11 protein-coding genes, 2 tRNA genes and 1 rRNA gene are annotated in these 15,762 nt (G+C 48.8%); 8 read left to right on the plus strand and 6 right to left on the minus strand.

Going from position 1 to position 15,762, the window contains the following annotated elements; genetic code table 11:
• Window positions 1-121, minus strand: a 16S ribosomal RNA gene (locus tag ACYVJM_RS25090); the annotation flags it as partial.
• Window positions 122-839: 718 nt separating this feature from the next.
• Here ACYVJM_RS25090 and ACYVJM_RS25095 point away from each other — a divergent pair.
• The 3 genes from ACYVJM_RS25095 (at window position 840) to ACYVJM_RS25105 (ending at window position 6,325) form a co-directional block, all read left to right on the plus strand.
• Window positions 840-2,066 carry a metallophosphoesterase family protein gene (locus ACYVJM_RS25095; protein ID WP_461150986.1) on the plus strand — a complete coding sequence of 409 codons (1,227 nt, stop codon included), beginning with the start codon at window positions 840-842 and terminating at the stop codon, window positions 2,064-2,066.
• Entirely contained in the window at window positions 2,063-5,152 is a 3,090-nt protein-coding gene (locus ACYVJM_RS25100) for an AAA family ATPase (RefSeq protein ID WP_461150987.1), read from the plus strand. Before ACYVJM_RS25095 ends, ACYVJM_RS25100 begins: the two co-directional genes overlap by 4 nt.
• Before the next feature lie 150 nt (window positions 5,153-5,302).
• Window positions 5,303-6,325, plus strand: a complete 1,023-nt coding sequence (locus ACYVJM_RS25105) for an alkaline phosphatase D family protein (protein ID WP_461150988.1) — start codon at window positions 5,303-5,305, stop codon at window positions 6,323-6,325.
• Between the two features lie 101 nt (window positions 6,326-6,426).
• On the opposite strand, the gene ACYVJM_RS25110 is transcribed toward ACYVJM_RS25105, so the two are convergent.
• The 3 genes from ACYVJM_RS25110 to ACYVJM_RS25120 all read right to left on the minus strand — a co-directional run bounded on the left by ACYVJM_RS25110 (window position 6,427) and on the right by ACYVJM_RS25120 (window position 9,871).
• Window positions 6,427-7,242: an enoyl-ACP reductase FabI gene (locus ACYVJM_RS25110; RefSeq protein ID WP_461150989.1), complete on the minus strand. Its 816-nt coding sequence runs from the start codon at window positions 7,240-7,242 to the stop codon at window positions 6,427-6,429.
• A gap of 134 nt (window positions 7,243-7,376) precedes the next feature.
• On the minus strand, window positions 7,377-8,429 hold the full coding sequence (locus ACYVJM_RS25115) for an alpha/beta hydrolase (protein WP_461150990.1): 1,053 nt from the start codon (window positions 8,427-8,429) through the stop codon (window positions 7,377-7,379).
• Window positions 8,426-9,871, minus strand: coding sequence for a methyltransferase RsmF C-terminal domain-like protein (locus ACYVJM_RS25120; protein ID WP_461150991.1), 1,446 nt, complete (start codon window positions 9,869-9,871; stop codon window positions 8,426-8,428). Before ACYVJM_RS25120 ends, ACYVJM_RS25115 begins: the two co-directional genes overlap by 4 nt.
• Before the next feature lie 47 nt (window positions 9,872-9,918).
• Here ACYVJM_RS25120 and ACYVJM_RS25125 point away from each other — a divergent pair, with 47 nt between their 5' ends.
• From ACYVJM_RS25125 to ACYVJM_RS25140, 4 genes are all read left to right on the plus strand, one after another.
• Entirely contained in the window at window positions 9,919-10,431 is a 513-nt protein-coding gene (locus ACYVJM_RS25125; protein ID WP_461150992.1) for a KdsC family phosphatase, read from the plus strand.
• A 138-nt stretch (window positions 10,432-10,569) separates the two neighbouring features.
• Window positions 10,570-11,841 carry an adenosylmethionine--8-amino-7-oxononanoate transaminase gene (gene bioA, locus ACYVJM_RS25130; protein WP_461150993.1) on the plus strand — a complete coding sequence of 424 codons (1,272 nt, stop codon included), beginning with the start codon at window positions 10,570-10,572 and terminating at the stop codon, window positions 11,839-11,841.
• 154 nt (window positions 11,842-11,995) lie between these two features.
• Window positions 11,996-12,068, plus strand: a tRNA-Gly gene (locus ACYVJM_RS25135).
• A 372-nt stretch (window positions 12,069-12,440) separates the two neighbouring features.
• Window positions 12,441-13,088: a VWA domain-containing protein gene (locus ACYVJM_RS25140; RefSeq protein ID WP_461150994.1), complete on the plus strand. Its 648-nt coding sequence runs from the start codon at window positions 12,441-12,443 to the stop codon at window positions 13,086-13,088.
• Between the two features lie 784 nt (window positions 13,089-13,872).
• Here ACYVJM_RS25140 and ACYVJM_RS25145 read toward each other — a convergent pair.
• A tRNA-Arg gene (locus ACYVJM_RS25145) sits at window positions 13,873-13,944 on the minus strand.
• Window positions 13,945-14,255: 311 nt separating this feature from the next.
• On the opposite strand from ACYVJM_RS25145, the gene ACYVJM_RS25150 reads away from it, so the two are divergent.
• Complete coding sequence (locus ACYVJM_RS25150; RefSeq protein WP_461150995.1) at window positions 14,256-14,525, plus strand: hypothetical protein; 270 nt, start codon at window positions 14,256-14,258, stop codon at window positions 14,523-14,525.
• Window positions 14,526-14,593: 68 nt separating this feature from the next.
• Here ACYVJM_RS25150 and ACYVJM_RS25155 read toward each other — a convergent pair whose 3' ends face one another.
• Window positions 14,594-15,436, minus strand: a complete 843-nt coding sequence (locus ACYVJM_RS25155) for a retropepsin-like aspartic protease (RefSeq protein WP_461150996.1) — start codon at window positions 15,434-15,436, stop codon at window positions 14,594-14,596.
• Between the last annotated feature and the right edge of the window lie 326 nt (window positions 15,437-15,762).

Below are 15,762 nucleotides of genomic sequence, written 5' to 3' on the forward strand. Positions count from 1 at the left end.
ATGAGGCAGGTTGCTTACGCGTTACGCACCCGTTTGCCACTGGCCTTGCGGCCCGTTCGACTTGCATGTATTAGGCCTGCCGCTAGCGTTCATCCTGAGCCAGGATCAAACTCTCCATCGTAAATATTTGCGTGACCTGCTAAAGATCACTATGTTGTTCAACCGGCAACCGAAGTTGCAAAGTTGAGTCTTTCTGTGCTGACCGTTTGTCAAAGAACTTGGCGCCTGACCCGTTGGTCGAAGCGTTGTTGAGAAGTGATTTAAGCGGGTTAAACCGTGTCTCGTTGTTTGGGAGTGCAAAGGTACTGCTTATTTCCCGATTGTCAAGTAAAAGTGAAATTATTTTTTAACTTAATTTTTTCACTTTTTCCTGGTAACAGATTGATAGTGAGTGGTTTATTTCTCTTTTTTCAATCTCCCTCATTGTTTGGGAGTGCAAAGGTACGAGACGTTAATTAGTTTGTCAAGTAAATCTGAAAATAAATTTTTAGGTTGATTTTCAGGCTGTTGCACGTAATGAGTTGATTGCCAGTGGCTTTCGCTTGTGTTTTCGACTCATTCCCGATGTTTGGGAGTGCAAAGGTAGGTGGATTTTGGCCCGGTGTCAAGCCCTGGTTTGAAAATAATTGGGGGCTTGCCAAACATTATTTGGTAAGGCCCGCAATCTCAATTAGTTACCGCAATAAAATAATTAAAAACTTTTTTCACCTATCCTTGTTACTGCCCCTCGAATAACGCAAAAAGCTTGCTCATGCCGTTTTTATGCCCACTATGCGGGTGTCATGAGTTATATTGCATCTTCCTTTTGTATCAATTCATCCGATACAATTTGTCATCTAATGAAAATACTACATACGGCAGACTGGCATTTGGGAAAGCGGCTTCAGGATTTTCAGCGGCTTCAGGAACAAAAAGACGTATTGGCCGAGATTACTCAGGTGGCCGATCGGGAAGGTGTCGACCTGGTTTTGGTAGCGGGCGATCTGTTCGATACGTTTAATCCAGACCCTAAAGCCGAGGATCTTTTATATAGTACCCTGAAAGAACTCACGGGAAACGGTCGTCGGACGGTGGTAGCTATTGCCGGAAACCACGACAACCCGGATCGGATCGAAGCGCAGGATCATTTCGGGCGTGAGTGTGGAATTATCTTCGCAGGGTTTCCAAAGACAGAGGTTCGTTCCTATGAACTGAGTTGTGAAGCCAAACTGCTTTGTTCGGCACCAGGCTTCATCGAGTTGAAGTTGCCACGGCACGACGCACCCGTTCGTATTATTATGACGCCCTATGCTAACGAGACCCGGCTTCGGTCATATCTCGGTATGGTGAGTCTTGACGACGAACTCCGGCAGCATCTGCACCAACATTGGGCTGCTCTGGCCGATACATACATGGATGAGCAGGGCATCAATCTGCTAATGGCTCATCTGTTCGTGATGAAACGGGGTGGTGAGCAGCCCGAAGAGTCCGACGATGAGCGCAGTATTTTGCAGGTCGGTGGGGCGTCGGTTGTGTATACAGACATGATTCCGCCCCAGATTCAGTACACGGCGCTTGGGCATTTACACCGGTATCAGCAAATAGCGGGTGGGCCTTCTCCTGTTATATATAGTAGTAGCCCGTTAGCGTACAGCTTTGCCGAAGCCGATCAGCAGAAATACGTTGTTCTTATTGACGCCGAAGCCGGGCAGCCCGTTACGGTTACCCCGGTTCCTCTTACTACCGGAAAGCGTCTGTTGCGTCCGAAGTTCAAGCGGGTGGACGAAGCGGTGAACTGGCTGCGGGAGAACCCTAACTGTTATCCCGAAATAACCCTGCAAACGACAACGTTCTTGACAAGCGACGAACGCCGGCAATTACAACAGGCGCACGAATTTCTAGTAACGATCATCCCGGACGTACGCGACGTAGAAGAAACGGAGCAGGAAGCAGCTCCCGCCATTGATCTTAGCCAGAGCATGGAAGCGCTGTTCACGAGTTATTTTAAGAATAAGAACAAAGGGCAGGAGCCAAACGAACGGCTACAGCACCTTTTTAAAGAGATTTTAGCTACCGAACCTGAATGATACCCATCAAACTGTCAATTCAAGGACTCTATTCATATCAGGACTTACAGGAAATTGATTTCCAGCAATTAATTGGTTCGAGTGTTTTTGGCATCTTCGGGAAGGTAGGCAGTGGCAAAACGTCGCTGCTGGAAGCCATAAGCTTTGCGTTATACGGAAAGACAGAGCGACTTAACGCAAAAGATAATCAGGCATACAATATGATGAATCTGAAGTCGAAGCACCTGATCATCGACTTTCAGTTTCAGGCTGGTCCGGAACAGCAGTTGTATAAGTTTATTTACGAAGCGAAACGTCATCCCAAAAAGCATCACGAAATAAGCACCGGAGAACGTCGGATGTTTATCCATGAGGACAATGAATGGAAGCCGATCGGTAATGAGAAAGAGAATGTTGAAGCTATATCGGAGCAGATTTTAGGCTTAAACTACGAGAATTTTAAGCGGACGATCATTATTCCGCAAAACCAGTTCAGGGAGTTTTTGGAGCTTAGTCCTACCAAACGGACTGAGATGATGAACCAGTTGTTCAAGCTCGATCAGTATGACCTGGCCGCTCGGGTCAATAAACTGAGCAAAGCTAATGACAACCAACTGGCCGAACTGCGTGGCTTGTTATCCCCTCTGGAAGCTGTAACGCCCGAAGCTATTGAACAGGCGAATGCCGATATTGCTCTTATTTCGGAGTCTCTTAACCGCAAGGAAGCCGAAATCAACGAACTGTTTCCTACCGAGAAACGATTACTGGAAAACCAAAAACGAAGTCAAACGCTGGCTTCAACGCAACAGGAACTGACCCAGGTCCTTAACCGGGCACCACTTTACCAGCAACGGGAACAGGCGCTTGCCCTCTACGAGACCTGTCTACTCGTTTTTCAAGCCGATTTTGCCAGTCTTGACAAGCTCAACGCCCGTAAAATTAAGCTGATTGACCAGGAACAAGTGTCCCAAAAGCAACTTCTTTCGGTAACGAAGCGGCTGGTGGGTTTGCGGAGTTTGTACGATGCGGCTAAACAGGCCTACGAAACGCGCGACGCATTACAGCAGAAAATCGATGAACTGGATACGGTCCAGCAAATCCGAACGCTGCAACAGACCATTGGTCAGCAAACACGCAACCGCGATAACTTAGCAAGTCAACTCGACCAGCAGGCGGTTTTGATCGAGAAACATAAAGCAACCCGCGCCAAACACCAGCTTATTCTGGATGACGGCATCGGTCGGACATCCGATCTGGAGCGACTTTATAAGGTCAAGAACTGGTTCACGGCCTATAAACCACTAAAGAAACAAGCCGATGACCTTCTGCTGGCCGTTGACAAATACGACCAGACTATTGAAAAACTGAAGCAGCAGAAGAACGATGCGCTGGTGGGTTTCCCGGCCGATTGGACTGACTTGACGCTCAAAACCTTGCCGGATGCCATTGAAGATGCGCTTGCCAAATTTAAAGAAGTCCGGCAGGAACGCGAGGATAGACACCGAAAATTACTCGTTCAGGATGAGTTACGAAAGTATGCCGATGCGCTGACCGAAGGACAACCATGCCCACTCTGCGGATCAACGCACCACCCCAACCGACACAAGGGCGATGAGGAAAGTATTGATGTAAAAGGCAGCGAAGCCGGTTTACAAAAGGTAATCCAGCGAATAGAGGTTACCAGCAAGCTACAACTCACGATCAAGGAATTGACGACAAAACTGCGGAGTGAACTCGATAATGGGAAACGGCTCATTCAGGAGCGTACCGAAATCGTCCGGCAGTTGACCGAGCACGAGGATACGTTCATGTGGCCGGAGTTCTCGAAAGAGCAGGAAGGCGATGTAATTAATGCCATTCAAAGGGAAAGTGACGCCCAAAAACAAATTCAGGACGCGCAGAAAGCCATTCAGGATCTCGAAAAACTGATCGCAGAAGCCGATGCCATCCACAGCGACTTAGCCAAAAAGGTTGTCGACGCGGGTAATGCTATCTCGGGATTAAGCGGGCAATTAAAAACAGCGGCCGAATCGTTGGAGCACTTCCGGCTGGAAGAAGTAAAGAACTGGGGCCTCGACCAGATCGCCGACTTGCGCGAAACACTCACCAAAACGTACAATCAGGCAAAGATTCACTTCGAAGATACCTCGAAGGAGAAAAGTGAGGCCGAAAAAGATCAGGCAACGGCAGAGGAACAAATTCAGCAGTTGCATAACCAACTCGCCGAAGTCGCTACCGAACTGGACACGCTGGAAGCTACTATTGTGCAGAATCTGGCCGATCAACAACTGACCCGCGAGCAGGTGAAGTCCATTTTACAGTCCAACCTCAACATCGGTCAGGAACGACAGCAGATCAACGAATACAACGAAAAGCGAAGCGGTCTGCAAGGGCAGGTCGTCATGCTACAGACTGAACTGGCCGAACAGCCCTTCGACCCGGCCGAACTGGCGATGGTTCGACAGCAATTGGCGACATTACAAGCCGAGAAAGATGCCCTGAACAAGGAACACGGCCGCGCCACGAGCGTATTGGCTTCGCTCGAAGGCCAGTTGCAACAGAAGCTGGAACACCAGAAGCGGCACGATGAGCTTGACCTCCGAAAGCAGGACCTGAAGAAGATGGACGAGATGTTCAGGGCGCAGGGTTTTGTCAATTACGTATCGTCGGTTTATCTGAAAAACCTCTGCGAGTCGGCCAACGAGCGCTTCTTTAAGCTGACCAACAACCAACTACGGCTCGAGTTGGACGATAAAAACAACTTCCTGGTGCGTGATTTCCTCAACAGTGGAGAGGTACGCAGTGTGAAAACGCTCTCGGGTGGCCAGACCTTCCAAGCGGCTCTATCGCTGGCGCTGGCGTTGTCGGATAACATTCAGCATTTGACGAAGGCGAAGCAAAATCTGTTTTTCCTCGATGAAGGCTTCGGTACCCTCGACAAAGATTCCCTGCAGACGGTCTTTAAAACGTTGAAAGCCCTCCGCGCCGAAAACCGGGTGGTTGGTATTATTTCCCACGTGGAAGAGCTTCAGCAGGAAGTGGAGCATTTTATACGCGCGGAATCGACGGAGAACGGCAGCCGGATCATTCGGAGTTGGGAGAGTTGAAAAAAGGAAGAAAAGGACGAGAGGGATTTCTGTCTGTTAACAAATCTTGAACTTGACGGATAAATAATCCCGCTGTTTTACTTTTGGCGCGGTTAACGTAGCGCGGGTCTTTAGCCCGCGCTACGTTAACTCCAATTTTACCAAATCTGAATGAAAACACTTGTTACTCTTGGCTTACTCGGTTGCGTTGCGTTGGCCGGGTGCCGTACACCAAAATCGGGGACGGCTGCGATTCAGCAGCAGAAACCAATTACAAAAATTGCGTTCGGGTCGTGTAGTGATCAGAAGCGGCCACAACCACTGTGGGATGATATTGTGGCCCAAAAACCGGACGTGTGGATCTGGCTGGGCGATAATATCTATGGCGATTCGGAAGTGATGGATACGCTGAGTGCCAAGTACGCTCGTCAAAAGTCGAATCCCGTGTACCAGCAGTTGCGGCAGTCGACGACCGTTATCGGCGTGTGGGACGACCATGATTACGGCGTTAACGATGGTGGCAAGGAATACCCGAAGCGAAAAGAAAGTCAGCAACTGATGTTGGACTTTCTGGATGTACCCAGAACTAGTTCGTTACGCACACAGGAAGGTGGTTACTCTGCCCATACCTATGGCCCGAAAGGTGAGCGGGTGAAAGTGATTTTGTTAGATGCCCGTTATTTCCGCGATCCACTAAAGAAAGAAGGAAAAGCTAATGCGCCCGACCCATCGGGCGATATGCTGGGCGAAGTGCAGTGGAAATGGCTGGAGCAGCAACTTACCAAATCGGATGCCGACGTCCACATCATTGGAAGTGGCGTTCAGGTATTGCCCGAGGAGCATGTTTACGAGAAATGGGCGAATTTTCCCACCGCCCGCAAACGACTGCTGGATTTAATCGCCAAAACGAAACCGAAAGGAACCTTTTTCATTAGTGGCGACCGCCACATGGCCGAAGTTTCAAAAGTCAATGTACCCGGCCTCGGCTATGATCTCTTTGATATTACAAGCAGCGGCCTAACTCACGTATCGGCCCCGCACGAAGAAGCCAACCGCCACCGCGTCGGCAATATGGTCACCAAACTGAACTACGGCCTGATCACGATTGACTGGAACGCCAAACCGCTAAAAGCCATTGTCCGCATCAACGGCGACGAACAGGCCACATATTTAACTCAGGAAATAATCTTTTAAAGGAGGAAAGGGAGGAGGGACGAGCGGGAGGAAAGGGATAAATTGACATCGGCCATATCTCTTTCCTCCCGCTCGTCCCTCCTCCCTTTCCTCCTCTTTTCTTACTCCTTAGTAACAAGCGCCATGACCTCTTCCGATATGCCGGTCATCGAGAAACCGCCATCATGGTAGAGATTCTGCATGGTCACCATGCGGGTCAGGTCCGAGAAGAGCGTGATACAGTAGTCGGCACATTGATCGGCGGTGGCGTTGCCCAAGGGCGCGGTTTTGTCGGCGAAGTCATAGAACTTGTCGAAGCCGCCGATACCGCCACCCGCCGTTGTTGGCGTGGGTGACTGCGAAATGGTGTTCACGCGTACTTTGTGCGATTTGCCATAGCGGTAGCCGAAGCTCCGGGCAATCGACTCCAGCACCGCTTTCGCATCGGCCATGTCGGTATAGAACGGAAACGTCCGCTGGGCCGCCATGTAGGTAAGCGCAACAACAGAACCCCATTCGCTGATGGCATCCAGCTTATAGGCCGTCTGCATCATTTTATGAAACGACAGCGCCGAGATATCGATGCTTTGTTTGAACCAGTCGTAGTTTAAATCCGTGTACGCTTTGCCCTTACGGATGTTTGGACTCATACCGATGCTGTGCAGCACAAAGTCAACTTTGCCGCCCAGTACCTCGGTCGATTTGGTGAACAGATTTTCAAGGTCTTCAACCGACGTTGCATCAGCCGGGATAATTTCGGCGTTGCATTGCTCGGCGAGTTGTTTGATTGCTCCCATGCGCATCGCAATCGGCGCGTTGGTGAGGGTAAACGTAGCACCTTCTTCCTTCGCTTTCAAAGCGACCTTCCAGGCGATTGATTTTTCGTCCAGGGCACCGGAAATGATGCCGCGTTTTCCGTTCAGTAATCCGTAAGCCATAAGTTTAATGTATAATGGATAATGAAGAATGGACAATGAAGACGAAGCACCTGCGTGATAAAGAACGCACTGGCTATCACTATTTATTCGTCACTCTTCATCGTTAACTCTTCACTAATTCCCGCAAAGTTAGGTTATTTTTTGGTCGTACCACCTTTTGATCGCATGGCAAACATGGGTGTTGCTACCGGAGCCAAAGGTACTTTTAGTACGGTCGACATAAAGGTTTCGGTGGCTTGATAAACCCCTTTCAGGTCGCCGGAGGTAAAATGGGATGTGATAACGTGTTCACCCGCGTTCGGAAAAGCCATTTTCTGTTTTTTGCCGGCGGGCGTTCCGAGTTCATCGAACATCGCCAGCATAGCCGGTACCGATACTACTTTATCCTGATGCTCGTCGTCTTTGTAGTAATAGCCCATGAAAACGGGTTGCTTTACTTTTTCAAACTGCTCGGGCGTCATGTATCGGTCCAGCATAGTTTGCAGGGTAATCAAACCATTGGTATGGTACTGCGGAAACCAGTATTTGGCACGCTCACCGCTGTAATTGGTATTGACAACATGTTCGCCTTTAAAGACCTGGTCGAGTATCTGTTTTCCCCAGGGTCCTGTCGTCAGTTTCAGCGCCGAATTAGCCGTCGCAACACAGGGTGAATAGAGGATCAGGCCTTCAATTTCGGGATGATGAGCGGCCAGATAAAGCGTAAGCATCCCTCCTGCCGATGTGCCCATAACGATCACCTTCTCCCCCAGCGATTTGCCAATGGCTAAGGCCCGTTCGGCAGAAGCAGCGTAGTTGGCGGGCGTTATGTCTTTCAGCGCATCGGGCGAATCAACGCCATGTTCGGCGGTACGGGCAAGGTACAGATTACATCCAAATTTCTTCGCGATTTGCTTATGAACCGGATCGCCCTCGGCCCAACTAGCCGAGAAGCCGTGTATATAAACGATACTATACGGTGTTTTCACCTTTTTAAGGCTATCCGCCCAAATAATGCGGGCTTCGTTATCCGGGCGTAGATTGGCCTTTTTCTCCGATTCGGCAATAATTTTCTCCAGCTTTATCAGGTCGGGATCAAGCACAATGGCTTCCTCCTTTACCGCATCGCGCTTTGCGGTGGGCCCTAAAAAATAACTCACGCCGATAGCGGCTACCAGCAAGCCTGTGATCGTGAAAAACCGTTTCATACGTACTCTTTTATGTCCATTCTAATTCGCCAGTCTTTCGGCAGATAGTTATTAACGCGAGTACCTACTCCTTTTACCCAGCCCAGATTTACCCCTTTGTACTTGGCAAGCAACCAGCCTTTTACGGGTTCATCGAACACCAGGTTTTCCTTCTTAAAGTAACGTAAGGCCTCTTCCTTACTCAATTCGAGCCCCGGAAGGTCCTGGTTGACAGCCGTACTCAGCGCCAGCGCATGGGACGGAATGAAATCGGTCCCTTTAAACTGACCCATCTCCAGCCCAAATCCTTTGCTTTTCAAGGCACTGTCCAGGAACAAGTACGTTTTTTCGAGTGCTTTGGGCAGGGCCATCACATCGCCATTAGGTTTTTCCCAGAACGAGAAATCGGCCGGATTCTGGAGCCACTTGGCCGCCGACGCTGTTTCGCGAGGGCGAAGCGCACGAATGGTCCGAAAGGTACGGGCGTCGAGTTTAACCGGAGCCGTAAACGTTGTTTTCTTGAAGACGCTGATAAAAAAACCTTCACCCCGCACCCGCTGTGGATAGCATTGATACCCCACAGCCTCACCTGTATCGGGATCTCCCGCCTGGCGTTCTACGATATTCCATTCCGAAGGCAGAATGAGCGGTTTGTTTCGAAACCCGATTTCGGTCAGGTACCGGACGTTCCCCGCGTTCTCTTTATCGTTATAGGTGCAGGTGCTGTAGATCAGAATCCCGTCTTTGTCCAGTAAGGACGCGGCTGCAGCCAGAATCCGTTTCTGCCGGGCTGAGCAGAGCTCGACACTTGCTTCCGACCATTCCTGCATGGCGTCGGGATCTTTGCGGAACAACCCTTCGCCCGAGCAGGGCGCATCGACCAGCACCACATCAAAAAAGCCGGTCAGTTTGCTCATATCTTCCGGGTCGTGGTTGCTGACTGCCACATTCGGGTAGCCCCATTTATCCAGATTTTCGCGCAGGACCGACACCCGGCTCCGAATCACTTCATTACAAATCAGCAAACTATCGGGATGGAGGGCCGACGCCAGCAGCGTGCTTTTCCCCCCCGGAGCCGCACACAAATCCAGCACCCGCAGCGGTCGGTTGAGGTTAACCGTTTGCCGAAGAACTTCGTGCAACAACATGGACGACGCTTCCTGCACATAATAAGCTCCGGCCTGAAACAGTGGATCGAGCGTAAAACTAGGCCGTTCGGACAGATAATAGCCATCAGGACACCAAGGTACCGGCACCAGACCGGTCGTGTCATAAGCCGCCCCGGTTACTTTTCGGGAGTTGATGCGGATACTTACCGGTGTTGGTTGTGCTAACGCCGATTCGAACTCGGCGAACTCGGCACCCAGTTGCGTCTGCATTTGAGCTAGAAATTCGGGAGGCCAGCCAGCCACCCCTTCCTCAGCCGGGAGTGAAGCACTACCTGTCAGCTTGTTTGTTGTCATGCCACAAAAATACGGAACTGTCGGGCGGTTTTCACTAAACTTGCAGCATGACAGCACTAGAGGAGCAATTCCGGCAAGTAAAAACCTTCATTTTCGATATAGATGGTGTACTAACCGACGGCGGGGTTTCCCTGCTTGCATCGGGCGAACGCTACAGAACAGTTTTTATCCGCGACACTTACGCCATTGAACAGGCACTAAAAGCAGGCTTTCGGGTAGCCATTATTTCGGCCGCCAATGCGGATGGTCTTCGTAGCTGGCTGACGTCCATGGATGTGAAAGACATTTTTATGGGTGGCCCATCCGACCAGAAATTGAATGCCTTCCTTGGCTACATTGCCCGCGACGGCTTAAATGAGTCCGAAATTCTGTACATGGGCGACGACATCCCCGATTATCCGATTTTGAGCCGGTCGGCGGTACTGAGCACCTGTCCGGCCGATGCTGTCGACGAAGTTCAGGCAGTTTGCCGGTACATATCTCCCAAAGCGGGGGGCCGCGGTGCCGTTCGGGATGTGATCGAATACGTCATGAAGGCGCAGGGAAAATGGGGTGTTTAAAAATAGAATGTAGAATGGATCATGAACAATGTAAAATGATAACCCTTAATGGATGATGTAGGGTACATAATGAATTTGTTTCCGTTCATTATCCATTGTTCATTTTACATTATCCATCATTGAACTTATAGTATTTAAATGAATGATTTAGCCGAACGTGACCGGGCTGTGATTTGGCACCCGTTCACGCAAATGCAAACAGCCCCACTACCGATTCCAATTGTTCGGGGCAGTGGTTCAGTAGTATATGGTGCCGATGGTCGGGCGTATCTCGACATGGTTTCCTCCTGGTGGGTCAACATACACGGGCACGCCCATCCGCACATCGCCAACCGAGTATCGGAGCAGTTACGAACGCTCGAACACGTCATTTTTGCCGGTTTTACGCACCAGCCCGCTATTGAGCTGGCCGAGCGACTGCTGCCTATTTTGCCCCAAAATCAGTCAAAGGTTTTTTATTCGGATAATGGCTCAACCGCCGTTGAAGTGGCTCTGAAAATGGCTTTCCAGTACTGGCATAACTTGGACCAGCCACGCAAAAAAATAGTGGCGTTCGAGAATGCCTACCATGGTGATACATTCGGGGCGATGGCGGTCAGTGGCCGAAGTGCCTTTACGGCCCCCTTCGTTCCCTTTTTGTTTGATGTGGTCTATCTGCCGGTGCCCGTTCCGGGTCAGGAAGAGGCCGTTCTGCAACAGGCCGAAGCGTTATTTAGTGAAGACGTAGCGGCTTTCATCGCTGAACCGCTCGTGCAGGGCGCTGGCGGCATGGTCATGTACCAGCCCGACGTGCTCGATAAGCTGTTCCAGCTAGCCCGCAATAAAGGAGCGCTCATCATTGCCGACGAAGTAATGACGGGCTTCGGCCGCACGGGCAAGCTCTTTGCGTCTCATTATCTGACTGAGAAGCCCGACATGATGTGTTTATCAAAAGGCCTGACCGGTGGCACGATGGCACTGGGCGTTACAACCTGTGCGGAACACATCTATAACGCGTTCCTATCCGACGATAAACATAAGACGCTTTTCCACGGTCACTCGTTCACGGCGAATCCGCTGGCTTGTACGGCGGCACTCGCCAGTATGGATTTACTTTTGTTGTCCGAAACACAAGCCAATATACAGCGCATTGCCGCCAGCCACGCAGCTTTCGCCAGTAAACTAACGACTTATCCAACCGTTGAGAACATTCGCCAAAGAGGTACTCTGCTGGCGTTTGATTTAAAAGCCGGGGAGCAGACGTCTTATTTCAACAATATCCGTGATCTAGCTTATAATTTTCTGCTTGATCGGGGGGTTTTGATGCGTCCATTGGGCAATGTGTTGTATATCATGCCGCCTTATTGCACGACAGATGAGCAACTAAGCTATACGTATGAACAGGTGAAGCTATTGTTGACTACCATGTGATCGAGACTGCTCACTACACGGTGGCACGGCTCAGATTTAATATTGAAAACCAGACGCTTGATTCAGCCGTGCTACAGATCTACATGCACTCCCATCCGACTAACCGGGCTTGACATTTCAAGTTTAATCACACACCTTTGTTTTACCAATCAGCGCGGGAGTAGCTCAGTTGGTAGAGCGGCAGCTTCCCAAGCTGCAGGCCGTGGGTTCGAGACCCATTTCCCGCTCAAGTCTAATATGTTGATTAAAAGCCGGTTAGCCGAAAGGTTGACCGGCTTTTTTCCTTTGCAGATGTTAATTAACAGACACCCTGGTTTACAATACTACTACAAGTGCTCTTTTTATATGAACTTGATGAGTGAGTAATAAAATTTATCAATAAACTAATACTTTACCCCTAGTAACAACGTATCGCTGATAGGCGCAATACTTCGCGTGGGCATGCTGAAATTTTCGGAGATACCGACGATCAGCGGAGACGAGGCCACTGATTCCAAACAAGAATATATTACTAATAATCAGCACTTTAAGAAAAATAATCAGTTTGAAAATTTCCTTTTTTTGTCGTAAATTGATAGCCAATTCTAACACAACAAAAGATGATGAACACAACTACACACAAGATTTTCAACCTGATTATTCTCGACGAAAGCGGCTCGATGGAGAGTATCAAGGCCCCTACACTCAGTGGCTTTAACGAGGTCGTTCAAACTATTAAAGGAGTTAGCGGGCAATTTCCCGAGCAGCAGCATACCGTTACGCTGGTTACCTTCAATAGCCTGGGTATTCAAACCCGGCTGGACAATCAACCCGCCGGCCAACTGACCGAACTTACCGATGCGTTGTTTAAACCTACAGCCGGTACGCCCCTCTACGACGCGATGGGCCGTAGCCTGATGCGGATGGAATGGCTTACCGAGAAAGAAACGGACTATACCGTGCTGGTGAGTATACTAACCGATGGTGAAGAAAACGACTCTCATGAATTTAATGGTCGTCAGATTCAGGCGATGGTCGAACGGCTGAAGCGGCACAACTGGTCATTCACTTATATGGGAGCCAATCAGGACGCTCAGAAAACGGCATCGTCGCTGTCCATCACGCAGTCCATCACCTTCCAGGCCAATGAGGCCGACATGAAAGAGCTGTTTGCCAAAGAACGCAAAGGCCGCACAGCATTTTATGAAAAACGCAGCAAGGGCGAAACGGTTCAGAGTGCCGAAAGCAGTTATTTCATCCAGCCTTAGAAACGGCATTGCAGTCGCCTATTCAGTTAAGTAACCGGTACGAGTAGGATCTGGCCGCTATCGAGCAGCTTATTGCCCGCAGCTGTTGTTTGAAGTACTTTTATACGATAGCGGCCAGCCCCTAACCGGCTCTTTAACATCATATCTATAAATTCCGGCACGAATACTTCTTCGCCTTTCAGCCATCGATGCCCTCGTCCCTATAAACGGGCTGGATAAATTGACGTTTGTCGGACATTTCAACCAGCAGCTATAGCCCTCGGTCCGTGTTGTCAATGAGATGCCGGGGCAGTTGCTGATCAATCACCTGAACAAACAACGGTTTACCAGAGGTACAAACTGACCAGTAAACACTGCCGTTAGATAAATGATACAAGATCAACGTGAGCTTCTTACGCGTCTATTTACCTTTTCAATTAGTTGATAACCGCCAGTTCAGTACTTTAAACCAGACGCTAATCTGGCTGACTGACCAAGGTAATACCAGCCATCGGGTTGTCATGCAACATCAATAGCAGACCTTAAATGAGCCTTATAAACTATCCATACTGGTTATCAATTTAAGACATGGGCAATCCAGCGTACCTATTTAATAGTCGTATGACGGGGTTTGCAGACTCGTTCTGAGGGAATATATACTGACCAGCGGGCAACGTCACGCTGCTGATGCTGTATCAATTAGTTGAGGGAGAAGCAAGGCTGGCGACTGCCGACTGAATAGCCAAGGTCTGGGCGTGCTTACCGAACAACGAATTATTAGGTTAAGCAGGGCATTTATACTAAGTGGCTTTATAGGGACTCGAACCCCAACCAACAGTTCCGAAGACTGTGATGCTATCCATTACACCATAAAGCCATGGCGCAAAAGTACGCTTATTTTCTGATGCTGGTAAGAAAAATTTGACTGGTTAGTCTCTTTTACAACGCCAGGTAGTCTAAAAATTAACAACGCCTTAATTTGGCTTTAGCGTACTTTGTAAGGGTAGTTGATCCAACTAACGTCTACCTGTAAAAACCGTTTAATTCGACCGTATAGGCCAGTTTTTAACCGTTTCTTAAATTATATATTTCTTGCTAGTAGTAACATTTACAGAATAATTACGTTATTTAAAATAATTTTATCATTAAAAAATATCACGTTTTTACTTTTCGTTTAAAATTTTGAGTGTGGGCGCTATTATTAAATTAACAACGAAGAATGTAATTGCCCTTTGGTTTGGTGAGGACACACCGATCCGGCAATACAAAATCAGAATGAATCCTAAAGTGTGGGCGATGTGTGAGCGAGTAAGTCAGGACTTTAAAGCTCCCTCCGGTCGATTACGTCAGAGCGACTTTCGAAAGTCAGATAAAGTAGCTTTTGCAACACTGGTTCTGGAAGCCCTAGAGCAACAGGGTAATGATGTAGAAAAAGATATGTTTGATCTGGCCTATTAAACCAAATACGGACATATACCTTCGGTTTCGAGAGAACATGGAGCTCCCGGTTAACTAACCGGGAGCTTTTAGTCGAGTCTGATGAGCTTCTTTCGCTGATCGAACGTTAGAACATGCTCTTTCAAAAATCCTTCTCCTACATTGATCTGGTGAGCTTTATCGGAATAATATACTTTCTGGTTTTTCACGCTCACTGAGCCCAGCACCAGTTCATCGTGTAATAGCGCTTCCTGTAGCGTAAATGACGTGTTGGCTTTAGTTTCTTCCTGCTTATTCGATGTATTATCGTAACGAACGCCAATTAGTTTGCCTGCCGGAAAATGCAACGGCAGGTTCGATCCGGTATCCAGGTTGAACAACAAATCTGTTTGTCCGATCTTACCCGGAATGACAAAGGCTTTGCTGTAACTGAAAACGCCTTTCGCCCCCACCTCGAGCGTCTCTTTCGAGACAATTAGCCGACGCGCCGGTCCATCAATAGTGAGCAGGTAATTATAGAAGAAATCCCGGCTTAACACGCCGTCTATCCGTATCCTTTTGGGTTTTGTGTTATAATCGCCAATCATTAGTCTGAGCCCCGAATTTGTAACCTGGCCCAGGCTTAGACTTTCAACGGCAACCAGGATCTCAATTTTTGACTGATAAATGTCTGATACCTGCTGGTAGCCAATAATTTTTAACCCCATCTCTTTGGCCAGCCGGCGATCGATACGCCCCATACCGGCCGTGCCCGAATCGAGAATAAAATTAAAAGGGCCGCGACCATTGACGTGGACCTGCACGTACACCAAATCATCGCTGATGGTAATTTCGCTTTGCTGTCGGAACGGCTGAGCCATAACGGCGTAACCCGATCCTAGCATGAGCCCTATCAGCATGGTCATGCAAATCCGCACATAAAAAACTAGCATCGTTTGAATCGGCGGTCAGTGAAGAGATTACGGTAGCTCGACGCGGGTTGATCTTATCCGTTGTCGGGTTGGCTTTTCATTCGTTGAAATATACGGCACCTGAGTTATCAGAGTATGGATTGACTATAGGCTTTATTCAACAAATAGCCAGTTAATCGTAATGTTAACGTCTATTTTGGGATAAGATGACAACCCGGCTGAGGTTTATTTTCGTCGTACTCTTTGATAGGCTCACCGTTTTTGGAAATCCTGAACAACCACAGTTTTCGAGCAATCTTTTTTGATAAAGCCTTTTGCGTTAATTCCCTGTCAGCATGAACCGTTTG

Source organism: Spirosoma pulveris, assembly GCF_054781875.1.